Raw genomic sequence first — 23,528 nt, 5'->3', positions numbered from 1 at the left:
CCAAACTTGCTCGCTATGGAGAACCTCCACGTCGTGCTCGACAAGGCGCACCTCGCATCGCTCGCCGCCTCCCCGAAAACTGCGCTGGCAGAGATCATCTGGAACTCCGTCGATGCGGACGCAAAGACGATCCGATGCCGAGTCGACGTAAACGCCCTGGGAAGCGTCGACCGCCTCACGGTTGTCGATGACGGCACGGGTATCGCACCCGACAACTTGAAGCAGACGTTCGGCACCCTCGGCCTCTCGTCAAAGCGTATGAACAAGGTGTCGGAAGCTGGCCGCGCAATCCACGGCGAGAACGGCCGCGGTCGATGGGCTGCACTGGGTATCGGACAAGACGTGCGCTGGACGTCGACGGCGGACAGCGTTGCTGACGGTCGAGTGCGATTCAGCATCACCGCGAACAAGACTGCGCTCGAGGATTTCCGGGTGTCGGATCCCGCACACGCTGACGGCGAAGCCACTGGTTGCACAGTCGACGTGTTCAACGTCACAGCTCACGGCGGCAAGTACCTCCAGTCCGACGCCGTCATCGATGACCTCCTGAGCACGTTCGCATTGCAGATCGAGCAGTATGGGATCGACCTGTTCTGGGGTGACCAGCGGCTCGACGTCGAGGTGCTGAAGCAAGCGCAACAGGACTACCCGCTCGTCGTGGATGGTGTCGACGAGTCCATAACCCTGACGATCGTCGAGTGGAAGCGCGAACTCCCCCGCCACCTCAACCTGTGCGACGGCAGCGGCATTATGGTGCATCAGATGAAGGCCGGCATCCAGGCTCCCGGTCACGCGTTCACGGCCTACGTGAAATGGCAAGGGTTCGTCGCCGAGGCAGACATGCTCTCACTCGAGGATCAGGCGCCGGAGCCAATTCGTTCGATCATCGCGGCGGCCCAGCAGCAACTGCGCGAACATTTCGCGGAGGCCGACCAGGAGCGCTCAGGCAAGTATCTCAAGGCATGGCAGGACGAGGGTAGTTACCCGTTCAAGGAAGCGCCCCGGAGTCAGAAGGACGTCGCGGTGCGCGGAATATTCGACATCGCAGCTGCCGCGGCAGGGCCGGTCATCGCGAAGACCGATCAGGCGGCCCGGCGGCTATCGCTTGAACTTCTCAAGAACGCTGTTGAGACGAGCCCATCCCACGTTCGGCACATCCTCGAAGAGGTGCTGAAGCTTCCGGCCGAGCAAGTCGAGTCGTTCAGCGAGCTGCTGAAGAAGACCTCCCTCGAGTCCCTCGTTAAAGCTAGCGAAGAGATCGTCGGGCGGCTGGAGTTCCTCACCGCACTCGAGGAAATCGTCAACGATCCGGAGCTGAAGAAGCACACCAAGGAGCGATCTCAGCTTCACAAGCTCGTCGCTCGCAACACCTGGATCTTCCGTGAAGAGTACGCACTCACTGCCAACGACAACGCGCTCAAGACCGCACTGAAGTCACACGTCGAGTTGCTTGGGCGCGAAGGTCTCACCCCGGAGGACCTGGAGGAGCCAGTCGTCGACGCCGAGGGTCGAGTCGTGATCATTGACCTCATGTTGAGCGGGGCAATCGAACAGCAGCGCGACCATCGCGAGCACCTCGTCATCGAACTGAAGCGCCCCAGCGTCTCGATCGGGAAAGAACAGCTCGATCAAATCGAGGCCTACGCTCTCGCGGTCGCCAACGACGCTCGGTTTGCATCAGTGAACACCAAGTGGGAGTTCTGGATCGTCGGCGACGAGATCAGCGACAAGATCCGCCACAAGCTAGGACAAGGAAATCTGCCTCCTGACGTTGTCGAGGATTACGAAGAGCTCCAGCACCACGTCACGATTCATGCGGTGACGTGGGCACAAATCATCCAGAACGCCCGTCACCGCCTAAAGTTCGTGCGCGACAAACTCGCCTATGATCCGACGACCGAGACGAGCCTGGACACGCTTCGTAAGCGCCACAGCGAGCTCTTCCCGTCTGTCGACCTCCCCACCGCGACGGACGTGCTATTTGATGAGCGCGAGCGCGATGGGAAGATTTGACGTCGACCGAGCTTGACCCGCCTTCTTGAAAACGATGGCCAGGACTCGACCGCGCACTTCGTAACTCGTTATCGCGACGGGCAGCAAGCACTGCGGTCTCCTCGACCGGCAAACAATCTCTCCGAACCGTCCGGCCCTTCATCTCAGGGAACGTCTGCGAGTCCTGTCTGCGGAACAGGATGGACCGCGACGCGATCGACTCTGGCAGCAAGGCCATGCGGATGCCCGTGTCCGCGTGCCTTGTGATCTTGGCGCTACTCTCACCGCATGACCAATGATGCGCAGTGGCGCGGCGCCGTCAAGCGAGCACTGGCGTCGGACGTGAGCCCTCATGACACCGATGCCCAGCGCGCGAAAGAGATTGCCGCCTCGGTGGGCGACTACCTCTTCGACGCCGCTGATCGTTCGGTGCCATACAAGCCGTGGTTCCCCGGCGATATCGGCCCGGCAGATCTCAGCGAAGACGATATGCGGATCGTCGTCAACCTCGCCGACATGACCGACAGTTGGCGACTCCAGGTCCGCTGCTTGGATCTGATCGCGCTGCGGAGCTCCGATCGCGCACGAGCCGACGCAACGCTGACCATGCTCGAGAGCCTGCGAGAAGCTATAGCGGGCTCGGACTTCAACCCGTGCGACATGGACCTTCTGAGCCGCGCCCTGGAGCTGGGTGGCTTTGGTCCGGCGCATCGCGCCGTCGTGGAGCGGATTGAGGACCGGGTGGTAGAGCTCATATTCGCTCCCTTACCGGATCTGCACTACATCTCATTCAGTCGACGCTTACGTGAGGACAAACGCACCCACCGCCATGCCAAACGGCTAGCCGGCCAGTTCTCATTCACCGCACAAAACAGCCGGTCAGCCCTCGAGCTTGAGGAGGCAGCAGAATGGGCCGCCATCGCAGGTGATCGCGTTCGATCGGACGACCTGCTGCTCGATCTTGCATTGACGCTCCAGGAGGATGCACGAGGGCACATCGCCGATTATCGTGTCGACAGCGCTTTCTACGCGTCGGAACTTCTCGACCGTGCACACAGAAACTACCTACGGACCTCAATCCAAGCCCGCACCGCCCGGGGTCTCGAAGACCTCGGCAATGAACTCACCGCCGACATCCGCGGCGCCGGGAAGAGCATCGTGTCCCGCAGCACTCGTAGAAGCACGCCGCTCCCCGACCTCAGCACCGCGCGGGAACATGCGCTCTCTCAGATCACCAACGCTAAAGACGAAAACGCCCGCGCGATTTTCCTTCGCCTCATAGACCTCCCGGAATACGCAGCAGAGCTCGCAGTCGCGGAGAACACCCGCAAGAACTTCGCCCTTCTCACCGACACGCCCCGCCGGACCATCGAAAAGGACGGCCGGGTGAGCGCAGCCACCGGCGACACGAAGAAACAGGTCTTCGGGGTCCCCTCCCCTGTATGGCATCTGATGATGCGCAGCCACGAATTTCGCGTCCACACCATCGTCCCCCAGCTTCTGCACCCGGTCTGGCGACACCTCCACGAAACACAGCACTGGTCCCACTCGGACTTCGTCGACATCGCCTCCCAGAGCGACAGGACTCCCAAAGACAGGACGATATCGGTCGGAACAGCACTGTTCTACGGGTTCACCGGCGACTTCTTCACCGCCTTCCAGCTCCTGATCCCGCAAACCGAGCACCTCGTCCGCGAACAGCTGAAGGCCATCGAAGATCGAACCAGCCGCTACGCCGACGGAGTGGAAGACGAGACCAGCCTGCCTTCGCTTCTCAAATCCGAGAAGCTCGGACAAGCATTCGGGGCCTCGTTGGCTTTCGAGCTTCGCGCTCTCTTCGGCGGTGTGGGCGGTCCCAATCTTCGCCATCGCGTAGCTCATGGCCAGATTCCCGACGAAGAAGAGCGCTCTCCGTACCCCTTTTATGTGTGGTGGCTGGTGTGGCGAATCGTTGCAACCCGTCCTAGCGACTAGGCGGATCCCCGGTCCGGCTGCGCTAGCAAACTCATCGGGTAAACTCACGCGGCGTCACGTGCTCGAGACGCAAATGGATGTGAGCGGGCTCGCTGGGGGATTTTTTGCCGGCTCCGTGGCGTCCGGTGGCAGCGGGCCAAGGGACTCGGTCGCCGGTGAAGCTCTTGCGCAACCGCAGGCGCGAGACCGTCCTACTTCTCCCGAAAATTGGACGGGACAAACTGCGAGTCCTCGAGGTGATGATAAATGTTACTCACTGCGTAGGCAGCGGTGCACGCGTTAATCTTCTTCTCGATCTCCGCAGTTCCGAATGAGCGATCGTCAAGAAGACCCGAGCGCGTGTTATCAGTGAGCGCGCCAAGGTCATTGGTTGGATAGCGGCCGTCGAACGGGTTCCGCATGACAAGACCGATTCTCCGAGTCATGGGATACAGCACAAGCCGAGCATCCCTCACCCCAACACCCATCCACGCACCGGGCTGCTCGTGAGGGACCAACGATACTGGAGCATCGCTGGTGATGAGCGCGCGGTCCGTGAACCGCACCAATGTCCACGGCCGATACGCAAGGAACCCAGCGATGTCGCCGGTGGCCTCGCTCATCAATTCGATGTGCTCACGAGCGGTCTGCGGCAACCGGAAGCCGCCGGGTTCAGTGACGGTAGACCAAAGCGCTTCGACGTCTGCCTCACTGAGCGCGCGCCCGGCAACATCCGACACCATCTCCCCGAACTTCGCTCGCCCCAATTGACCTGCCGCTCTGGAGAACAGCTCTCCCGCGAGCGACTCCATCTGCCGGCGCCGCTCAGGTCCGCGCAGCATCTGCAGTGCGATGAACTCCGCGAGAGTGTCGCGGTCGGGCTCAGGCAGCGGCCACTCACCCCCGTCAACGCGTTCGAACAGGAGCGCGGTCTCGGACTCGATGCCCTCGCCCAGTCGCTTCTCAAACACATCGGAGCCACTCGGATGGCCAGGTATCGAGTTCAGGTGGTTCTCGCCGCCTGTCTTCTCAACCAGCGAGGTGCGGCCCTTCCGTTGCGGTAGACGGATGGTCCTGATTCGCTCGTCTTCGTCCGCGAAGCCGCGAAGTACGAACTGCGGGTTGATGTGGTGATACTTCGCAACGCTCACTCCGACAATCTACTGTGAACCGGTGGCCGGGATCCCCCTCGCAAGCGGGACACAGAACCGCCTGACTCATCCGCTTGGATGCTCCGGAATTGGACCGACACCCCTTCTTGAGCAGGGCATGTCTGATGAACTGTAGGCGCGACGTGAGATAAGCGCGACACGCCGGGCATCACTCGTAGGCGCACGGAGCCCGGGGCTGAAAAGCTAGGCCCGAGCACCGGGTGCGTTCAAGCATCACGTCAAGCCAGAGAGCGGGGGTCGGGTGGGATACCACGCCGCAATACACGCGCAAGATGTCTCGAGCGGGCGAGTTGAGGCTGTACTGAGAGCGCTGACGCGTGCCGCCTCAGCTGCGGACGATTACACATTGGTCGATGTCGCGGTCGCCTACGCGAGCACGGCCGGAGTTCGACTGCTGGAAGACAGGCTCACCAACCCACGATGGGACCGCGCCTCGAAAAGATTCTTGGTCAGCATCGACTTCGGGATCACTCAGCCCCAGGCATTGGACCGGATCGCGCAGCTGTCCAACTCCGAAGTCCGGATACCCAATGCGTCTCAGGTTCTAGCGTCTCCGAGTCTGTTACCCCGGGCGACCTTCCATGCCAAAGCATTCATCTTCCGAGGCGCGTCGTGGAGCGAGTCTTGCGCGTCAGTGATGGGCTCAGCCAACCTCACCGCCAGTGCGCTCGCGACCGGATCAGAGATTGTCGTTGGACAGTCTTGGTCGAGCCGTCCCTCACGATCAGAGCGGCGCCAGCTCCAGACATTGAGGGACACCATTGCCTGGTTCGATGACGCGTGGGCGACTTCTGTACCTTGGTGCGATATCCGCGATGCGTACCGTGACGCCTACCGCGGGAAGCCGCGGCCCCGGAAACCGCCAGAGGAACGTACCCCCGCCGTAAGACAGTACCTCAAGCCTACGGCGGGTCCGGACGTGTCGAGCTCGCTGACGATTCAGCTTGCTAACGCGAGACACCTCTGGATTGATGCCGGCGCCATACCGAAGAACCGCGGGCCGAAAAAGCCGGGGAACCAGCTAGACACCCCAAGAGGTACTCGCGTCTTTTTCGGGTTCGAATCCACGCGTGTGCCCAAGAACCACAATTTCGGGAAGGTCCAGATGCGAGTGCGACGACCCGGCACACAATTCGTGGAACGATCAGTGCGCTTCGGCAATAACGAGATGGATAAGATCAACCTTCCAATCCCAGAGCAGAACGGTCTTGACTCGTACGATCACTCGTATCTGCTCTTCACTCGCCTGGCATCGGATTACGAGGCCGCAGATAGGTTCGAGCTAGATGCGACAGACGAAAGAGCAATTCGCGATTTAAAAAGCGCCGCCGTCAACTCAATCGACCTGACGATAGCCTCCGGGAGAAGGTACGGACTAATTTTCTAGCCCGCAACCGAGCACCGGCAGATCACGTGCGAATAATTGCTGGTTAGGTCCCAACTACACAAGCGATGATGAGTTGGCACGGGCCTCGGGAACTACTTTCAGAACGAGATCCTCAATTTCACGAAGTATCTCCTGACGCTCAAGTTCGGACCGTACCAGTTTTCGGGCCGCCTGAAACGTCTTAGCACTGGAGACATCGACCGCACTTGCTACGCCCTCAGCGCTACCGACTGCTTTTGCCAGCGCGAGGTGCGAGGTGTCCGTCGGATCGTAGGGCATTATGAGCGCCCGGAAGACATTCTTATCGAAGTGTCGCGGGCCGAAAAGGCCGACGGCCATGAACGGTTTGACTCTCTCAAGCACGGCCGCCGAGTTGAGTATGCCAACCAGGTACCGCGCTTCGTCCACCGAGCTTGTGGCCGCCCAGTACAACATGTGGTCAATGACCGCGTCGGGGTCCGCAACTCGTGCGGCGGCGATCGAGTTTCCCGCCTTTGTATACACCACGCGTTGGCTCGCAGCAGGAAGCTGGGCGCTAAGCTGCCCGATGTAGTCGATTCGATCGAGGAAAGCGCCCGGGTCGTTCGCCGATTTGTTCTCAGCCCATATCTCTTCGGCGGCAGACCACCAACGCGAGAGGCCTTCATGCTCCGCGATCTCGCCGGATGTGAGAAGCTTCCCGGTCTTCGGTGAGATCGGCAGCACTGCCTTGAGTGGCGCCGTCGTCCGGAACGGAAGTGTGGTCTCACCGAGATGGACAGGGCGGACAAACGTCTTCTCGACTACGTCTGAGATCGCCGGCAGGGACTTCCACGGCGGCTTGTCCTGGTTCGTCTTCCGGGAGACGACGTGAACACGCCCAGCGCCAGCTCCTAGCGGGCTCGACTTTCCCTCCTCGACGAACGTCAGCATTCGAGGAGCGAGCACCGCCCCCTGACGGAATCTCTTCCGATAGATCGAAAAAGTGACTGCTGCGTCTTCTTCGCTTGTCACCCCGACCGTGGTCACATCTCGTGTTAAACGCGGGAGCATCTCATCCCAGGTGACGTTGGACTTTGCGCCCTTCGTCGACCATGATTCCACCTCTGCGGTCATCGCCTTGGAGGTCGTTCCGCGGTTGCCGACGACGACGGCTGCGTGGTTGGGGAACCCGGTGGCAGCATGCTGAAGATCCCACGCGCGCTCAAACTGCACGCGCAGGTCGAGAATCGTGCTCCCCCAGCGCCCCGACCGGAACTCAGCGTGGGGTTGGCGGGTGAGAATGCCGTGGGGAACGATCATGGCGAACCTGCCGCCTGCCCGAAGGTATAGCTCCGTAGCCCGCACAACGAACAACGGAGCGAGGTCCCTGCCCGTCGCGCCGGCTCTGCCGGTGATAAGGCCGCGAGCTTTAAGCATGGCGGTGAAGCGCGTCTGCATCGGGCCGGTCATCGCCCCGTACCGAAGCCAGGGCGGATTGCCGACGAGGACGTCGACCTTATTGTCGTCCGCGGACAGCCACGTGGGACGAGCGAGATTTCGGACGTAGTAGCCCCAGATGCTGTCGCGTCCATCGGCATGCAGTCTGCGCATGGTGTCGTAGGTGGCGACGAGGACATCCATGTCCCGCTCGGGGATGCCGAACTGCCGTAGTGTCGGCGAGATCACCGTCTTGCTGGTCCGATTGCTTGTGTCCGACGCCTTGTCTGACATCGCGTTGACGAGCCGATCGAAGTTCGCCGCGTCCTGCAGGACCGACTTCGGGAAGACGAGATCGTCGTGGAAGAGCGCCGCACCAGCCTCCACAAGGTCGGCACCTGATGTTGCTATGGTGAGCTGCTCTTCTGACGCGAAGATGTCCGTCTGCTGCTCCCATTGCAGGGAGTCGCCAAGGTAGACAGGTACAACGAGCGGCCCACGGTCGTCGGCGGTGAGCCGTTCCACGCCGATGGCGAGCAGGTATGTTACGCGGGCGATGGTGACCGCCACTGGATGGACGTCCATACCGGTCACATGCGACGTCACCCCGCTGATCGCGTCGCCGTTCGACATGCCGGCTTGCTCCGCTGCGGCGAGATACCGGCGAATGGCGTGGAACAGGAAGGTGCCCGAGCCGCACGCCACGTCCGCAACGCGTTGAGTCAGAGGCTCATCTACGTTCGCGTCAACGATGGCTTGAGCCAGCCAGTCGGGCGTGTAGTACTCGCCCAGCGCCTTTCGGTCACGTGTGTCGATCACCGATTCGTAGAGGAGCTTCAGCACGTCGTGCTCGACATGAGCCCAGTTGAACTGAGCTATCCGTCGGGCGACATTCGCGATGAGCTCCTCGCCGCCGTCAACGTCGAGGAGCCAGTCAAAGAAGTCCGCTTGAACGACACCGACGATTTGTGCGTTCGAGAACTCAGTGCCAAGGCTGAGCTGCTTGGCGCTGATCCCGCCCGTAGCGCTCACATCGAACCCCAGGGCGGCGTGAGCGATGATCTCTGCAGTGAGAACGAGCAGAGTGTGATTGATGAAGAGGGTCTCGTCGTCTTCGAACGCGGACCCGAAAGCGGTGCGAAGGAGCTTGGCCCACAGTTCACGCTTGAGCGCGACCTCCGTGTTACCTGCATTCGCTTGATACAGGTCTCGGAATGCGGCGACATCGACCATGTGAGCGGGGGAGTTAGCTCCAAGTCGCCGCACGATCTCGCTTGGGGTCGGCTTCACCTGCGTCTGCGTCGACAGGACAGATTCGAGCCATCCCACGAGGACAGACGGTTCCTTTCCCGTCATGTCCAGTTCGGCCACGAGTCGACGCCCCTCGGATCCGACATTGAACAGCAGCCAGAGAACGCCGTCGGTGAGGACACCGGAATAGTGCGCGCCTGTCTGTTCGGTTCGTGTCGAGATATACCCCTCCAGCTGAGACTCACCATCAGCCCGCACCGTCTGGTTGCGCAGATCCTTCTTGACCTCGATCGCTACTTGCCCGACCTCGACATCAATACGACGCCGAGTGCCGTCCGCGGAGGGAGCCTCCATGTGCGCTTGATCAACACCAATGTTCAGGTCGCCGACAGTCAGCAGCCCATAGATGTCAGCCTGGATGTCCGCTTCCGTGCGAACCGGATCGCGTTTGATGAGCTGGCCGATCAACACTTCGCGGGCAGGTATCGAGGTCACACCCCCACGCTACCCAAGCCCCGCGCCGTAGACTCGGACTTCCGCGCGGCGCGAGTTCCAAGGCCCAAGCACGTTCCAGTGGACCGCACGAGTTGACCTGCGGTCCGCGGCTAGCGATGCCCGTCGTACCGAGAGCAGGCCCGCAGCCAGCCGCCTCTCAGACTGACCGACGGCTCCCCCGCTCTCGCCTCGCCGCGTTGATACTGGTGACATTCCCGCGCCCGTGGCGCACGGGCAGTTTTCTCAGGGGCAACTCGTCTGCTCGAGCATGCCGCTCGAGGACTCGCTCCGTGAACCGGAGCGACCACTGGTTGTCCTCAGCAAGGCCCGACGCCGGAGCAAGGCCATGGACAAGTTCAGCCATCGCTCGTAACCCGCGCGGCTTGACGGGCGGTATGAACGTTCGCTCGCGCAATCGCTCACCCCGGTCGGGGATGCTGCTTCACGGCATCATGAGTTCGATCGCAGAGTTCTACTCGCGCAATCTTGCCAACGAGGTCGTGAAGGGCATGAGCCAAAAAGCCAAGACCGGAGGCACGCCCGGACGAACACCGATCGGCTATCGCAACCGCGCTGCTGTAAACGACGAGGGTCGTGAGGTTCGGACCGTCGTGCTCGACGACGCTCGCGCCCCACAGATCGGCTGGGCATTCGAGGCGTTTGCAACCGGCAAATACACCATCAACCGGCTCCTCGACGAGCTAACCGCGCGCGGACTCACCACTCCGCCGACGCCCAAACGAGCCGCGCGGCCGCTGACAGCGAGCCAGCTCTACAAGATCCTGAACAACCCGTATTACCTGGGCATCGTTACGTTTCAGAACACGAGCTATCCCGGACGACACACGCCTCTCGTTGACCAGAGCACATGGCAGAAGTGCCAGGAAGTGTTCGCGTCGCGCCTGACCGGTGAGAAGGCACGAGTGCACAACCACTACCTCTAAAGCTCGCTGTTCTGCGGCCTCTGCGAGAGCCGACTCATCATCCACTACTCCAAGAACGCTGCCGGCGTGGTGTACCCATACTTCGTCTGCATCGGGCGCCACCAGAAGCGCACGAACTGCACCATGTCCGCCATCAACATCCACGGCGTCGAGCGGCAGGTCGAGAACCTGTACCAGCTGGTCGCGCTCACGCCCGAGGGTGCAGCCATAACAAGGTCTCGTTTGAAGGCCGCCGTGGAGGCTGGTGCGGCCGAGACGAAACGCACGCAACAGGTGCTCCTGACCCAGCAGACCAACCTCATGGGGCGAAGTAGAAAGCTGCTCGATGGCCACCTCCATGGCACGATTCCGGGCCAGCTGTACCGGGAGGAACAAGAACGAGTGAACCGTGAGATGACCGTCGTCAGCGACCGGCTCAACGCCCTCAAGACCGAGTTCGAAGTGCTTGAGCAGACCCTGAACGACGCGATCGCTCTCGCCGTGAACTGTTACGAGGCCTACCGGCGCGCGCCGGACGCGCTTCGCCGCACATACAGTCAGGCCTTCTTCAAGAGAATCCTCATCACCCGCGACGAGACCGCCGAGTGGGTTCTGGCCGAACCGTTCGCGAGCATCGTCACCGTGTCCGAAACGGCAAACGGCGCCTCTCCGGAAGGAGAAGCGCCGTTTGCGGATGGCTCTTACAACTTCACTTGTTCCAAAGCGACCGATGTGGTGGACCTAAGGAGATTCGAACTCCTGACCTCCTCGATGCGAACGAGGCGCGCTACCAACTGCGCCATAGGCCCATGAACAGGATCTAGGTTATCACGCGTCTCGGGTGCTCGATGCACGGGCAGGATGGAGTGATGAGCTCCGCCCCCGACTCCCCCGCGATCGTCCGCAACGTCCGGCTCTCGACATCCGCCTCGTCGGAGGCCGTCGACATCTCGATCGAGAAGGGCGTCATCTCCGCGGTCACGCCGGCGCGGGCGGATGCGACGGACGGCTACGACGGGCGCGGCCTGCTGGCGCTGCCGGGGCTCGTCAACGCGCACGCGCACATCGACAAGTCCTGGTGGGGACTGCCCTGGCAGTCGTACGGCGGCGAGGGGACGACCGAGGGACGGATCCGTCACGAACGCGCGCACCGTGACGAGATCGGGATGCCGTCGGCCCGCATCACGGGCAACGTGCTCGAGCAGCTCGTCGCGCACGGCACCACCGCGATCCGCACACATGTCGACGTCGACCTGGGACTGGATCTGCGCGGGATCGACGCCGTCCGTGAAGCCGTGGCCGCCTACGGCGACGCGCTCACCGTGCAGATCGTCGCCTTCCCGCAGGACGGCGTGCTCCGCCGCCCGGGCGTGCTGGCGCTGCTCGATCGGGCGGCCCGCGACGGCGTCGAGCACATCGGCGGCCTCGACCCCGCGACGATCGACCGCGACCCCGTCGGGCAGGTCGACGCCCTGCTCGCACTGTCGGCGGAGCACGGGGTGGCACTCGACATCCACCTGCACGACCCCGCCGAGCTCGGCGCGTTCCAGATCGAGCTGATCCTCGACGGCGTGGAGCGATACGGGCTCCAGCAGCGCGTCAACATCGCCCACGGGTTCGCGGTCGCGCAGCTCGATCCGAGCCGTCGGCGCGACCTGCTCGCCCGCATGGGGGCGCTCGGCGTGACGATGACGACGGTCGCGCCGCTGCGGCTCCCCCAGCTTCCGCTTCACGAGCTCGACGCCGCCGGGGTCGCGTTCGGTTTCGGCACCGACGGCATCCGCGACCTGTGGAGCCCCTACGGCACGGGCGACCTGCTCGGCATCGCCTGGCAGTACGCGCGGGCGTCGAGCGTCGTCCGCGACGACAATCTCCGGCGCGTCGTGGAGATCGCGACGGGCGGCTCTGCACCCTTCGTGGGGTTGCCTGTGAACCGTCTCGAGGTCGGGGATCGCGCCGACATCGTCCTCGTGGATGCCGAGAACTGCATGGACGCCCTCGTGCGCACTCCGCGCCGCGAGGCGGTCATCGGCAACGGGCGGCTGCTGGTCGGCTGATCGCCGCCGTCACCGGTACCGGTGACGGGTCACTGACCGGAAGCGCGGCGTTCCAGCAGACGGCGCACGTGGGCTTCGATCGCGGCGTCGCCGGCGGCGGCTCCGCCCACCAGCTCCTCCTCGCGCGCGGCCTGCCGCTGCGGCAGCGCGACCGGGCGCCGGCTCTCGGCACGCTGACGCATCGCCTCTTCGAGCGCGCCGCGACGCAGCGCCTCGCGGGCGTCGACCTCGTCGAGCACCGCGGCGGCGCGCGAGCCGGCGGAGGCCGTGAGCGGACGGGGCAGTTCGCGGGGCACCCAGGACGCCCGCTCGGAGCCGACGGCCAGATCCTGCACCTCGCGTGCGACACGCGCGACCGGGACGACGGTCTCGCGCACGACGGCCCGACGCCGCACCCGCGACATCCGCTGCAGCAGCACGAGACAGGTGACCAGGAGAGCGCCGGCGGCCCACAGGATCAGCGGGGAGCCCGTCGTGGGGAGCCGGACACCGCCCCATGCGCCCAGGGCCAGCGCGACGATCGCGGTGACACTGATGACCAGGCGGGCCCGTCGACGGGCCTGCGCGCGACGGATCTCGGGCCGTGCCCGCTCACGGGCGGCGGCGAGCGCGGCGGCCTCACGGGCCGCGGCGGCCTCGGCGCGGGCCTGGAGCTTGGTGACCTCGAGCTCGGCGCGCACGCGGGCCAGCTCGGCCTGCTCGCGTTCGGCCTGCGCCTGACGCGCCAACCGCTGCTGGGCCATCGCCGTGCGCGCGTTCAGTTCGAGGCGGACCTCTTCGGGCGTCTCGCTCGTCTCGGCGAGGATGCGCAGGGCCTGGTTGAGGCGCACGGCGTTGCGCTCCGCGGCGTTGAACTGATGACGGCCGTGCCACGACGGCAGCAGGTAGATCATCCACAGCGCGACGGCGACGAGGACGACCACCCCACCGCCGAGAACCTGACCACCCATGGTGACCACGGTAAGGGCGACGGGCACCGGTGCCGCGACATCCGACCGCGTGTCTGACCTTCATGTGGAACCTGAGGGTTTTCGACGCCGCGGCGAGAGGTCGATTCAGCCCGTCGGACGATCCGGCGCAGGGATCGTGGCGGCATCGTGGGGCGCGCGCCCCTGCAGCCAGCGCTGGAGCACCCCGTCGGGAACCTCTTCGCGCACGAGGGCGAACGCGTAGTGATCGCGCCAGTCGCCGGCGATGTGGATGAAGCGCCGCCGCAGCCCCTCGTAGCGGAAACCGAGCTTCTCGACGACCCGCAGGCTCGCCCGGTTCTCCGGACGGATGCAGATCTCCATGCGATGCAGACCGAGCTCGCGGAAGCAGACGTCCGTCGCCAGCGCGACAGCGGTCGGCGTGATGCCGCGCCCGGCGAACCGCTCGCTCACCCAGTAGCCGATCGTCGCCGACGAGAGCGAGCCGCGGGCGATCCCCCACACATTCAGCTGACCGGCGATCTCACCGTCGTACTCCATGACGAAGGGCACGCCGCCGCCGTCGCGGTACTGCTGCAGCAGTCGCCGGATGCCCAGACGCATGTCGAACGAGACGGGGCCGTCGGGGCTCGTGGCCTCCCACGGCCGCAGCCAGGCGCGGTTGCCGAGCAGTTCCGACTGCAGGACGCGGGCATCGCGCTGCTTGATGAGTCGGATCGAGATCGGACCGTGCTCGCGCGGTGCCGTCAACTCCACCGGCTCCCCCTCGTGTGCGCCGCGTCGGGAGCAGCGCTAGAGCTTCTCCGCAAAGTCCTTCAACCAAGGTCGCAGTTCGGGGCCGAGATCGTCGCGATCGGCCGCCAGCTGGACGATGGCCTTGATGTAGTCCACCCTATCGCCGGTGTCGTAGCGACGACCGCGGAAGATCACTCCCAACACGCCGTCGGTGACCGCCAGCTCCTGCAGCGCGTCGGTGAGCTGGATCTCGCCGCCCTTGCCCGGCTCGGTGCGCTCGAGGATGTCGAAGACGCCCGGGGTGAGCACGTAGCGGCCGATCACGGCGAAGTGGGACGGGGCGTCCTCCTTCTTCGGCTTCTCGACGAGTCCCGTCACCCGCACGACCCCCGGGTCGTCGGTGGGCTCGACCGCGGCCGCGCCGTACATGTGGATGTGGTCGGGGTCGACCTCCATGAGCGCGATGACGGTGAGCCCGGATGCCGCGTTCACCGAGATCATCGTGGAGAGCAGCTCGTCGCGCTCGTCGATGAGGTCGTCGCCGAGCATCACCGCGAACGTCGCCTCTCCGACGTGATGACGCGCGCGGAGCACGGCGTGGCCCAGCCCCTTCGGCTCGCCCTGGCGGACGAAGTGGATGTCGGCGAGCTCGGTGGACTGCTGGACGGCGCGGAGCTTCTCGTGGGCGCCCTTGGTCAGCAGGTTGGACTCGAGCTCGGGCACGGAGTCGAAGTGGTTGGAGATGTTGTTCTTGTTGCGCCCGAGGATGATGAGCACGTCGTCGATGCCCGCCTTCACCGCTTCCTCGACCACGTACTGGATCGCCGGCTTGTCGACGACGGGCAGCATCTCCTTCGGCATCGCCTTGGTGGCGGGAAGGAATCTCGTGCCCAGTCCTGCGGCGGGGATGACGGCCTTGATGGCGGGGGAAGACATGGCGACACCCTATCGGGGCCCGCTGACGCTTCCGTGCCGTCTGCGGGGCGCCCCGCTCGCCGCGCCGCCTACAATCGGACCATGACCGACGGGATCGACGACGCCAAGCGCGCACTGCGCGCCGACCTGCGCGAGCGTCGTCAGCAGCGGTCGGAGGCGATGCGGACCGCCGATGCGTCCGGGGTCAAGCAGCAGCTGGACGCCCTCGTCGACCGCCTCGGCGCCCGCTCGATCTCGTGCTTCCTCTCCGCTCCCACCGAGCCCGGCACGCACGAGTTCGTCGCGGATGCCGTGGCGCGCGGCATCCGCGTGCTGCTGCCCGTCACGCGCGCCGACGGGCTCCTCGACTGGGTCGTGGCCGAGCCGGGCGCCGACATCGCGGAAGGTCTGTTCGGCATGCCCGAGCCCGTCGGCGAGGTGCTCAGCCCCCTCGCCGTCAACGACGTCGACCTGCTGATCATCCCCGCCGCCGCGGTCGATCGCACGGGGATGCGACTCGGGTGGGGACGCGGCTACTTCGACAAGACCCTCGGGTCGATGGAGCACTGCCCTCCCGTCTACGCGGTCGTCTTCGACGCCGAGATCCTCGACGAGGTGCCGCGCGATCTCCACGATCAGCCGGTCACCGGCGTCGTCACCCCCACCCGCACCGTCGCGCTCGCGGCACCGCGACGCTGAGCCGTTCCCCGGAGGACACATGCCCACCTACGCCTATGCCTGCACCCAGTGCGGCCACCGTTTCGATGCCGTCCAGTCCTTCGCCGACGCGGCGCTCACGGTCTGCCCGGAATGCGGCGGTGCGCTGCGCAAGCAGTACGGCTCGGTCGGCGTGACCTTCAACGGGTCGGGCTTCTACCGCACCGACTCGCGTGCGTCCACCTCCGGCGCGGCACCTGGCGCCGGCGGATCGACTTCGACATCATCGAAGTCCGAGGCGAAGTCCTCGCCCGCACCGTCGGGGTCGTGACCGGCGGGAGCCGGAGAATCGGAGGAACCGTGATCAAGGGCTTCAAAGACTTCATCATGCGCGGCAACGTCATCGACCTCGCCGTCGCTGTCGTCATCGGCGCGGCCTTCACCGCGCTCGTCAATGCGGTGGTGGAAGCCATCATCAACCCCCTGATCGCGCTCTTCTGGAAGGCGGATGCCAACGGCAACATCGGCATCCCCGTCAACGGGCTCTACGGCGAGGTGATCTTCCCGATCGGCACCCTCATCTCGGCGGTCATCAGCTTCCTCGCCGTCGCCGTCGTCGTCTACTTCGCCTTCGTGTTGCCGATGAACCACTTCAAGGAGCGGCAGGCCGCCAAGGCCGGCGTCGCGGAGGAGCCGGAGTCGAAGCTGCCCACCGAGCAGGAGCTCCTGATCCAGATCCGCGACCTCCTGGAGAAGAACGCCGCACAGCGCTGACGCGCCCGTCGCACCCCCGGTCGTTGAGCGAGCACCCGTCGCACCCCCGGTCGTTGAGCGAGCGGAGCGAGTCGAAACGCCCTCAGTAGTGCGGCGGGACGTCCCGCCGCATCCGATCGTCGTTCGGCCCCGACGCCCCGCCGCCCGTCGGCTGCGGGGCGTCGGGCGCTTGCGCGGGCAGCTCCGGCGATGGGTCGGTGCCGGGTGCCGGCGTGAGCCGCGCGCGCCGCGAGCCGGGAACGCGCTCGACGCGCTGACGATCGGCGTCCGACATCGCCGTCAGCGCAGGTCGAGCGGCTGGGTCGCCGTCTCGGCCTTCGGCGTCTCGGGCGATGCACCCAGGATCGCCGCGATCCGTGCCGCCACGCCGGCGGGATCGCTGTAGAGGTCGAACGCGTGCACGCGGACGTAGTGCCAGCCGAGACGCCGCAGCACCTGGGGCCGCAGCCGCAGGCTCTCGCGCAGGGTCTCGCCGATGCTGTCGGAATCGCTCTCCACGACGACGGCCTTGCCGCGGTGCTGCGCGACGAGCGGCAGCAGTCCGCGGTAGTCGACGTCGACGGCGATGCCCAGGGCGCGAAGCTCACCGGCCAACGTCAGCGTGAGGGGGTCGGCGAGGTCTTCCAGACGCGACTCCCGCGCCCGTGCCGCGATGCCGCCGAGGATCGACATCAGCATCGCCGCGCCGGACTCCAGCCGTCCCTCGTCGAACGCCGACGGGCGGATCGAGGAGACGATCACCATCGAGCGGCGCGCCCGTGTCATGCCGACGGTGAGCAGACGCTCCCCGTCCGCCCCGGAGAGGTCGCCGAAGTCGCTGAGGACGCGCCCGTGCTTGGTCAGTCCGAAGCCGAGGGAGAACACGACACGGTCGCGGCTCTCGGCGACCGATTCCTCCAGGCCCAGCACGGCGAACGGCTCGGCCGTGTCACGGCCGACGAACTCGGCGACATCCGAGCGACCCGCGAACGCCGCGGCGACGGCCGCGCGCACGCGCTCGGCGTGGCGCACCGACGCGGTGACGACCATGAGCGTCTCGGTGGGCCGGTTGACCGCATGCTCGACGACGAGGGTGACGACCCGCGCGACTTCGGCGTCGGGGCTCTCGACGGCGCCCGTGATCGGATCGGGGGTGCCGGTGCCGCCCTCGACGTAGTCGACGCTGAGGCTTCCGCGTCCCAGGTACGAGCCCGCCCAGGGGAACGAGACGAGCCGGCCCCCGTAGAACGCGCCGTTGACGAGCTCTGCCAGGTCTTCGCCGCCCGCGCGGTAGCTGCGCGTGAGGGTCTCGACCGGCACGAGCTCGGACAGCCGCTCGAAGACGCTCACGTGGTCGAACGGCACCTCGGGCTCGTCGTCGGGCGTCGGGTGGCCCGCCCCGACCCGGAACGGCGTCGGGCGCTGGGTGACCGGGTCGCCGAACACGACGACCTGACGCGCACGCCGCAGCGCCGGGGCCGCCTCGGCCAGGCACAGGGCCGCGGCATCCGCGATGACGACCACGTCGAACAGGGGCGTCTCGGGGATCGCCGGCACCTCGTACGGGGATGCGAGCCAGACCGGCGCCAGCGTGCGCACGAGAGCCGGCGCCGCGGCGACGAGCTCCGCCGCGGTCGCTCCCGGGCCGCGCAGCACCTGCTTGAGCGCCGCGGCCTCGCCGGCCTCATCGACGACCGCGATCTTCCAGGTGGTCGCCAGCTCTGCCGCCAGCAGCGGTCCGGCCGAGGCGGCGTGCGCCTCGTCGACGAGACGGTAGTCGCGCTCCAGACGGTCGACGACCGAGGTGTTGGCGCCGAGCAGTGCGCGATCCGAGCGCAGCATCGCCTCCAGCGCCGACTGCCACCAGGCGAACTCGAACTCCGCGGCGACGTGCTCTTCCGGCACGTGGCGCACCGACAGCTCGGTGAGGAGGTCTTCCAGCCCCATCTCGGCCAGCTCACCGCGCAGCGTCGCGCGCTCGACCAGATTGTCGAAGACGTCGGAGCGGGCGGCGAGACCAGCGAGGGTCCGCAGGAGGTACGGGATGGGAAGCGACGACAGCGGCTCGGTGCGCCCGAGGGCGCGGTCGAGCGCGGCGAGGTCGGCCGACACCCGCTGCCACGCCATCGCGACGTCGTCCAGCCCCAGGGGGATCTCGGGCATGACACCCGGGTCGACGAGCTGCTGCCACTGCGTGCGCTGCTGCTGCACCCGCACGAGCGACTCGTGCATGTCGGTGATGTGCATGCCGGGTCGCACGTACTCGCGGGAGAGGTTCTTCAACCGGCGGCGCTGCGGCGAGGTCATGGCGGGCGCGTCACGACGCGGGGCGTGCGCCTGGATGAGCTCTCCGAGCGGGCGTTCGAACACCGTCATGCTGAAACGGTCGAGAGACGCGCGGATGCCCTGCAGCAACTGGACGTAGCTGCCCAGTTCGGCGAGCGTCGAGAACGGACGCATGCGCGTCTGGGCGATGAGCTCGTAGCCGCGCTCGAGCATCGCCGGGACGTCGCTGCGGTGAAGGCGTCCGGCGAGCGCGTGGGCGTCGCGGGCCTCCTGGGTGGACGCGAACGCGACCCCGTACCACGGCGAGTCGTCGGGGCCGAAGCGGAACTCGCCGAGGCGGGCGGCGGTCGCCAGCGCCTGCGCGGCTTCGGCGCGGCGGGTGCCGAGCGACTGCAGCGTGGCGAGGTCGAAACGGGTGGATGCCGACGGCTGCGGCGTCATCGCCGCGATCGTGGTCAGGGTGCGCAGCGCCTCGAGCGGCGAGACCTCGACCCGCGGATGCCGCTGCGTGAGCGCGTCGCGATAGTCGCGCAGCACGGTGCGCAGCCGCACGAGGGCGTCGTCGACGTCGGCCACCTTGGGCTGTTCGGCCTTCTCGTTGCGGGTGATCGCGCGGATCAGGTCGCGGTGCAGGTGGCGGGGTGAGACGGCGAGCCCGGGAAGCCCGATGCCGCCGAGGCGGTGCCGCACGCCCTCGAGCGTGGAACGCCGTGCGCTGACCACCAGCACGCGCTTTCCCGCGCGGACGAGCTCGCCGACGGCGTTGATGACGGTCTGGGTGCCGCCCGTGCCGGGCAGGGTGTGGACGGCGAGCGACTGGCCCGCGACGATGCGCGCCAGTACGGCCTCCTGCTCCGCGTCGGCGTCGAGGAGCAGGCGGTCGGCGGCGGGCGGACGCTCGTCGGAGCTCACGCTCGGCGGCGGGGTCCGCACGATCGTGAGATCCTCCCGATCGGACTCGTGGCCGGCCAGGGCGTTCAGGATCGGGTGGTCGAGGGTCTCGGCGTCGCGGCCCATCGGGGAGGAGACGTCGGCGAAGGTCGAGACCACCAGACGCGGCTGCACCGTGAACGTGTCGACGTGGGCGGTGAGCGCCCGCAGGTGGTCGATCACCGGCTGCGGCTTGAAGACGCCCGCGTCGTAGGCGAGTTCCGCGAGCGCGCGACCGTCGATGACGATGCCGAAATGCGTGCGTGCCGCGACGACGAGCTCGGGGTTGATCGTGAAGGCGCCGTGCAGTTTGAGATCGAAGTCGGCATGGTGTCGGCGGATGGCGAGGGGGCGCAGCAGCACGGGCGCCGCGTAGGCGACGCCGCCGATCCGCCAGGCCGCGACGCCGACGGCGAGATGCACCGTGTCCAGTCCGCGCGTCGTGCGCAGCTCGACGTCCTTGGCGGCGATGCGCTCCGCGGCCAGGCGTGCGGTGCGCAGCGCGACCTCGTCGCGGAAGAGGTTGGACAGCAGCGTGGAGCGGCCGGTGATGAACTGCGGCAGGCTCCCGGGATGCGCTTTCGTGATGTCGATGCCGGCATCACCGGCATCCGTGTAGTGCAGGAGCGTCGAGCGCCCGCCCAGCCAGCCCGACTCCTCGCGCAGCCGTGCGCGTTCGCCGGCCGCGACGTGCGCCACGACGACGCCCGGCTCCGACAGGTCGAGGTCGGCGGGGGTCACGGCGTACCCGTGGTCGGCGTCGTCCACGCCTCGCACGGCGCCATCGTCTGCTCTCCACACACTCGACACCTTAAAGTCCCGATCACGGCGTTCCCGGTTGGCGCGGCGGGTTTTGCCGGTATTGGGGCGGATGTGGCGGATGAGAATGCCGGATGCGGGCGGACCATCGCCTCCTCCCCACACCCGGAGACCTCCGGAGTGTCCACCGCCGACGGGGGAAGGGGCTCTCGCGTCCGCGGCCGACGCCATCATGGACGCATGACCTCGACTCCCGCATTCTCGGTGCACCCGACACCGATCGGCGAGGCCCTCATCGTCGTCGCCGATGGGGGCCTCACCTTCCTCGACGTCATCGAGGGGTCGCCCGGCCAGCTCGAACGACATCTGGAGGAGATCAGCGCCCGGCTCGGTGCCGTTCCGGTACCGGACGACGGCCCCGCCGCGGACGTCGTCGACCAGCTCGACGAGTACTTCGCCGGCCACCGTCGCACGTTCGCGCTGCCGATCGACCTCGGCACCGTCGACGGCTTCGCCCGACGCGCACTCGAGGCGATCTGCGAGATCCCCTATGCGGAGACCGCGTCGTACGGCGAGGTCGCGGTGCGGGCGGGGTCTCCCGGCGCGCACCGTGCCGCGGGGTCGGCGTGCGCGCGCACGCCGATCTCGATCGTCGTGCCGGCGCACCGCGTCGTGCGCGCCGACGGCTCGATCGGCGAGTACGGCGGGCATCCCGAACGCAAGCGCTTCCTGCTCGATCTCGAAGCCCGCGTCGGTGCGGTCCCGCCCACGTCGATCGACGGCGCCGCGACCGTGTAGGCCGGTCGCGGCGCCTTCCCGGCGGGGCCCGCTCGCCGTCCCGCGGGAGGCCGGTGGTATCGTCGTCGGCACGGGTGACGCGGCCGTCACCCCCGAAATGAGGGAGGCGAGATGGCTGTGACGCCGCTCGCCACCGACGACGATCTGCTCGCCCAAGCGGTCGGCGAGCTCGCCACCCGCACCGGCCTTCCGGTCGCCTTCGGCGGCTTCGAACGCGCCAACGCGGTCGAGGTGACCTCGGTGGTCGGCAATCGCACGCCGCATCTGTCCGGTCTCGTCGTGCAGGCCACACGCGGCCTCGGCGGACGCGCCCTCGTCGAGCGACGCCCGCGTCTCGCGCTGGACTACCGGTCGTCGCGCAACATCACCCACGACTACGACCGCGCCATCCTCGGGGAGGGCATCTCGACCCTGTTCGCGGTGCCGGTCGTCGTCTCGGGCCGCGCGCGCGGCGTGCTGTACTGCGGCTCGTGGTCGCCGGCGCCGTTCGGCGAGTCGACGGCGCGGACCGCGCTCCAGGTCGCAACGGATCTGGCGACCGAGCTGCGCGTGCGCGACGAAGTGGGCCGGCGCCTGGCCCTCACGACCTCCCCCGCGACCGGGGTCGACGTCGCCGCCCGGGAGGAGCTTCGCGACGCCTACGCGCAGCTGCGCGGCATCGCCGCCGACGTCGCGGATGCGGGTATCCGCCGACGACTCGGCGAGGTGGAGCGCCGCCTGGCCGCGCTGACCCGCGAAGACGGGACCGCCGTCGAGACGCTCGACGTCCGGCTGTCGCCGCGCGAGATCGACGTGCTGTCGTGCGCCGCGCTCGGCCAGACCAACGCCGAGATCGCCCTCGCGCTCGGCCTGCGCGAGGGGACCGTCAAGTCGTACCTGCAGGCGGCGATGTCCAAGCTCGACGCCGGCACCCGCCACGCCGCGGTGGCCCGGGCGCGCCGCGCGGGATTGCTCCCCTGACGACGCCCGCCCCGGCGAGGCCGCCTCGCGCGGGTGATCAGCCGGCGGTCACGTCGACGGTGAAGGTCACATCCTGGATGCCGCCGTCCGCGTTCGCGAGGACGACGGTCGCCTCGCCGACCGCGAGCGCGCGGACACCGGGATTGAACTCGGCATCCCCCTTCGTGCCACCGGGGACGAACTCGGCCACCCGCTCGTCCGACACCGTCGCGGTGTAGCTGTCGCCCGCGAGGTCGCCGGTGAGGATGTTGAGGCTCTGGCCGACGACGAGATCGACGGTGGCGCCCTGGAGGTCGTTCGCGCTCATCGTCACGGGCGCGATCACGGCGGTCCCGTCGCCCGACGGGGTGGGAGTGCCCGCGCCCCCGCCCGAGGCGCATGCGGTGAGGGCGACCAGGACGGCGACGACGACGGCGACCATCGGGATGCGGCGGGAGACGCTCATGACGCCATGATGGCACCCGGCGCAGCCGATGCCCGGGATCGCACCGCGACGACACGGTCGGCGCGGGCATTATGGTGATCACGTGGGCTCGGACTGGACGCGTCGTGTGCTCGTGGTGGAGGACCAGGCCGCACTGCGCATGCTCGTGTGCGACCTGCTGGAGCGGCACGGGTTCGAGACGGCGTCGGCCGCCGACGCCGCGACCGCGACGCGGCTGTTCGCCGACTTCGACCCGGACGCGCTGCTGACCGACATCGACCTGGGCAGCCGCCCCTCCGGGGCCGAGCTGGCGGCGATGCTCGCCGAGCTCGCCCCGCATCTGGCGATCGTCTTCCTCAGCAGCTATCCGCGGGCCGCTGCGGGCGCGACGGCGATGGGGATCGCGCACGCCGTCTTCGTCGCCAAGCAGGATCTGGACTCCCCCGACACACTCGTCTCGGCGCTGGAGCGCGCACTGTCCACACGGCGGGAGCCCGAGGCGACGGCCGCGCCCGCGGCAGGGTTTCGCGACGGCTTGGACGCACTGACCCGGCACCAGCTCGAGATCCTGGCGATGGTGGCGCGTGGCTGGTCGAACGAGCGCATCGCGCAGGAGTCGGGATCGACCCTGCGGGCCGTGGAGCGTTCGATCAGTCGACTGTTCGACAGACTCGACGTCACGGGCGATCCGACGGTGAGTCCCCGCGTCGCCGCCGCCGCGATCTACCTCGCGGCGTTCGGCCCCGTGCGATGA

At 66.9% G+C, this 23,528-nt stretch carries 18 protein-coding genes, 1 tRNA gene and 1 pseudogene; 11 read left to right on the top strand and 9 right to left on the bottom strand.

Translation table 11 applies throughout. The features are described from left to right. The first annotated feature begins 15 nt into the window (after window positions 1-15). Together MHO01S_RS07735 and MHO01S_RS07730 are read left to right on the top strand one after the other, a co-directional pair. The gene (locus tag MHO01S_RS07735; protein WP_167626520.1) at window positions 16-2,013 is read left to right on the top strand and encodes an ATP-binding protein; all 1,998 of its coding nucleotides are present in this window, start codon (window positions 16-18) and stop codon (window positions 2,011-2,013) included. A gap of 267 nt (window positions 2,014-2,280) precedes the next feature. Further along, window positions 2,281-3,966, top strand: coding sequence for a DUF4209 domain-containing protein (locus tag MHO01S_RS07730; RefSeq protein WP_060960047.1), 1,686 nt, complete (start codon window positions 2,281-2,283; stop codon window positions 3,964-3,966). Between the two features lie 191 nt (window positions 3,967-4,157). On the opposite strand, the gene MHO01S_RS07725 is transcribed toward MHO01S_RS07730, so the two are convergent. Together MHO01S_RS07725 and MHO01S_RS07720 are read right to left on the bottom strand one after the other, a co-directional pair. Continuing rightward, window positions 4,158-5,096 (bottom strand): DUF4238 domain-containing protein, encoded by a 939-nt coding sequence (locus tag MHO01S_RS07725; RefSeq protein ID WP_167626519.1) that lies wholly within the window; start codon window positions 5,094-5,096, stop codon window positions 4,158-4,160. A gap of 1,462 nt (window positions 5,097-6,558) precedes the next feature. Further along, entirely contained in the window at window positions 6,559-9,648 is a 3,090-nt protein-coding gene (locus MHO01S_RS07720; protein WP_157553760.1) for a class I SAM-dependent methyltransferase, read from the bottom strand. 452 nt (window positions 9,649-10,100) lie between these two features. Between MHO01S_RS07720 and MHO01S_RS16650 the strand changes: the two genes are divergently transcribed. Both MHO01S_RS16650 and MHO01S_RS17025 read left to right on the top strand, forming a co-directional pair. Then, window positions 10,101-10,592 (top strand): recombinase family protein, encoded by a 492-nt coding sequence (locus MHO01S_RS16650; protein WP_167626518.1) that lies wholly within the window; start codon window positions 10,101-10,103, stop codon window positions 10,590-10,592. Window positions 10,593-10,658: 66 nt separating this feature from the next. After that, window positions 10,659-10,703 (top strand): annotated as a pseudogene (locus MHO01S_RS17025) (hypothetical protein); the annotation flags it as partial. Between the two features lie 601 nt (window positions 10,704-11,304). Here the strand turns inward: MHO01S_RS17025 and MHO01S_RS07710 are convergent. Next, window positions 11,305-11,380: transfer RNA gene (locus MHO01S_RS07710), tRNA-Ala, on the bottom strand. Window positions 11,381-11,440: 60 nt separating this feature from the next. Here MHO01S_RS07710 and MHO01S_RS07705 point away from each other — a divergent pair. After that, window positions 11,441-12,628, top strand: a complete 1,188-nt coding sequence (locus tag MHO01S_RS07705; RefSeq protein ID WP_060960050.1) for an amidohydrolase family protein — start codon at window positions 11,441-11,443, stop codon at window positions 12,626-12,628. A gap of 29 nt (window positions 12,629-12,657) precedes the next feature. Here the strand turns inward: MHO01S_RS07705 and MHO01S_RS07700 are convergent, their stop codons facing one another. From MHO01S_RS07700 to galU, 3 genes are all read right to left on the bottom strand, one after another. Further along, entirely contained in the window at window positions 12,658-13,578 is a 921-nt protein-coding gene (locus MHO01S_RS07700; RefSeq protein WP_061782113.1) for a hypothetical protein, read from the bottom strand. Between the two features lie 105 nt (window positions 13,579-13,683). Then, a complete protein-coding gene (locus tag MHO01S_RS07695; RefSeq protein WP_060960051.1) occupies window positions 13,684-14,313 on the bottom strand; it encodes a GNAT family N-acetyltransferase in 630 nt (209 codons plus the stop codon). A 36-nt stretch (window positions 14,314-14,349) separates the two neighbouring features. After that, window positions 14,350-15,228 (bottom strand): UTP--glucose-1-phosphate uridylyltransferase GalU, encoded by an 879-nt coding sequence (gene galU, locus MHO01S_RS07690; protein WP_060960052.1) that lies wholly within the window; start codon window positions 15,226-15,228, stop codon window positions 14,350-14,352. 81 nt (window positions 15,229-15,309) lie between these two features. On the opposite strand from galU, the gene MHO01S_RS07685 reads away from it, so the two are divergent. Genes MHO01S_RS07685 through mscL form a run of 3 tightly spaced genes read left to right on the top strand, consistent with a single transcriptional unit; the run spans window position 15,310 to window position 16,638 of the window. After that, on the top strand, window positions 15,310-15,906 hold the full coding sequence (locus MHO01S_RS07685; protein ID WP_060960053.1) for a 5-formyltetrahydrofolate cyclo-ligase: 597 nt from the start codon (window positions 15,310-15,312) through the stop codon (window positions 15,904-15,906). A gap of 19 nt (window positions 15,907-15,925) precedes the next feature. Next, complete coding sequence (locus tag MHO01S_RS07680) at window positions 15,926-16,195, top strand: FmdB family zinc ribbon protein (RefSeq protein WP_060960054.1); 270 nt, start codon at window positions 15,926-15,928, stop codon at window positions 16,193-16,195. Between the two features lie 29 nt (window positions 16,196-16,224). After that, complete coding sequence (mscL, locus tag MHO01S_RS07675; RefSeq protein ID WP_060960055.1) at window positions 16,225-16,638, top strand: large conductance mechanosensitive channel protein MscL; 414 nt, start codon at window positions 16,225-16,227, stop codon at window positions 16,636-16,638. An 82-nt stretch (window positions 16,639-16,720) separates the two neighbouring features. Here mscL and MHO01S_RS07670 read toward each other — a convergent pair whose 3' ends face one another. Both MHO01S_RS07670 and MHO01S_RS07665 read right to left on the bottom strand, forming a co-directional pair. Beyond that, a complete protein-coding gene (locus MHO01S_RS07670; protein WP_060960056.1) occupies window positions 16,721-16,912 on the bottom strand; it encodes a hypothetical protein in 192 nt (63 codons plus the stop codon). A gap of 5 nt (window positions 16,913-16,917) precedes the next feature. Next, complete coding sequence (locus tag MHO01S_RS07665; protein WP_061782100.1) at window positions 16,918-20,610, bottom strand: DNA2/NAM7 family helicase; 3,693 nt, start codon at window positions 20,608-20,610, stop codon at window positions 16,918-16,920. Window positions 20,611-20,832: 222 nt separating this feature from the next. Here MHO01S_RS07665 and MHO01S_RS07660 point away from each other — a divergent pair, with 222 nt between their 5' ends. Next, window positions 20,833-21,390 carry a methylated-DNA--[protein]-cysteine S-methyltransferase gene (locus MHO01S_RS07660; RefSeq protein WP_060960058.1) on the top strand — a complete coding sequence of 186 codons (558 nt, stop codon included), beginning with the start codon at window positions 20,833-20,835 and terminating at the stop codon, window positions 21,388-21,390. A gap of 111 nt (window positions 21,391-21,501) precedes the next feature. After that, a complete protein-coding gene (locus MHO01S_RS07655) occupies window positions 21,502-22,350 on the top strand; it encodes a LuxR C-terminal-related transcriptional regulator (RefSeq protein ID WP_061782099.1) in 849 nt (282 codons plus the stop codon). A 37-nt stretch (window positions 22,351-22,387) separates the two neighbouring features. Here the strand turns inward: MHO01S_RS07655 and MHO01S_RS07650 are convergent, their stop codons facing one another. Continuing rightward, window positions 22,388-22,795 (bottom strand): hypothetical protein, encoded by a 408-nt coding sequence (locus tag MHO01S_RS07650; protein ID WP_157553759.1) that lies wholly within the window; start codon window positions 22,793-22,795, stop codon window positions 22,388-22,390. 82 nt (window positions 22,796-22,877) lie between these two features. Here MHO01S_RS07650 and MHO01S_RS07645 point away from each other — a divergent pair, with 82 nt between their 5' ends. After that, window positions 22,878-23,528, top strand: a complete 651-nt coding sequence (locus MHO01S_RS07645) for a response regulator (protein ID WP_060960061.1) — start codon at window positions 22,878-22,880, stop codon at window positions 23,526-23,528.

The organism is Microbacterium hominis NBRC 15708 (genome assembly GCF_001592125.1).
In the GTDB taxonomy this organism is placed as follows: Bacteria; Actinomycetota; Actinomycetes; order Actinomycetales; family Microbacteriaceae; genus Microbacterium; species Microbacterium hominis.
Note: the sequence above shows the minus strand (reverse complement) of the source record. Positions and strands in the feature narration are given on the sequence as shown.

Excerpts from the sequence above, each read along its gene's own strand:
- MHO01S_RS07735 (WP_167626520.1), top strand. The coding sequence starts at position 16 with ATGGAGAACCTCCACGTCGTGCTCGACAAGGCGCACCTCGCATCGCTC.
- MHO01S_RS07730 (WP_060960047.1), top strand. The coding sequence starts at position 2,281 with ATGACCAATGATGCGCAGTGGCGCGGCGCCGTCAAGCGAGCACTGGCG.
- MHO01S_RS16650 (WP_167626518.1), top strand. The coding sequence starts at position 10,101 with ATGAGTTCGATCGCAGAGTTCTACTCGCGCAATCTTGCCAACGAGGTC.
- MHO01S_RS07705 (WP_060960050.1), top strand. The coding sequence starts at position 11,441 with ATGAGCTCCGCCCCCGACTCCCCCGCGATCGTCCGCAACGTCCGGCTC.
- MHO01S_RS07700 (WP_061782113.1), bottom strand. The coding sequence starts at position 13,578 with ATGGGTGGTCAGGTTCTCGGCGGTGGGGTGGTCGTCCTCGTCGCCGTC.
- galU (WP_060960052.1), bottom strand. The coding sequence starts at position 15,228 with ATGTCTTCCCCCGCCATCAAGGCCGTCATCCCCGCCGCAGGACTGGGC.
- MHO01S_RS07685 (WP_060960053.1), top strand. The coding sequence starts at position 15,310 with ATGACCGACGGGATCGACGACGCCAAGCGCGCACTGCGCGCCGACCTG.
- MHO01S_RS07680 (WP_060960054.1), top strand. The coding sequence starts at position 15,926 with ATGCCCACCTACGCCTATGCCTGCACCCAGTGCGGCCACCGTTTCGAT.
- MHO01S_RS07670 (WP_060960056.1), bottom strand. The coding sequence starts at position 16,912 with ATGTCGGACGCCGATCGTCAGCGCGTCGAGCGCGTTCCCGGCTCGCGG.
- MHO01S_RS07660 (WP_060960058.1), top strand. The coding sequence starts at position 20,833 with ATGACCTCGACTCCCGCATTCTCGGTGCACCCGACACCGATCGGCGAG.
- MHO01S_RS07655 (WP_061782099.1), top strand. The coding sequence starts at position 21,502 with ATGGCTGTGACGCCGCTCGCCACCGACGACGATCTGCTCGCCCAAGCG.
- MHO01S_RS07650 (WP_157553759.1), bottom strand. The coding sequence starts at position 22,795 with ATGAGCGTCTCCCGCCGCATCCCGATGGTCGCCGTCGTCGTCGCCGTC.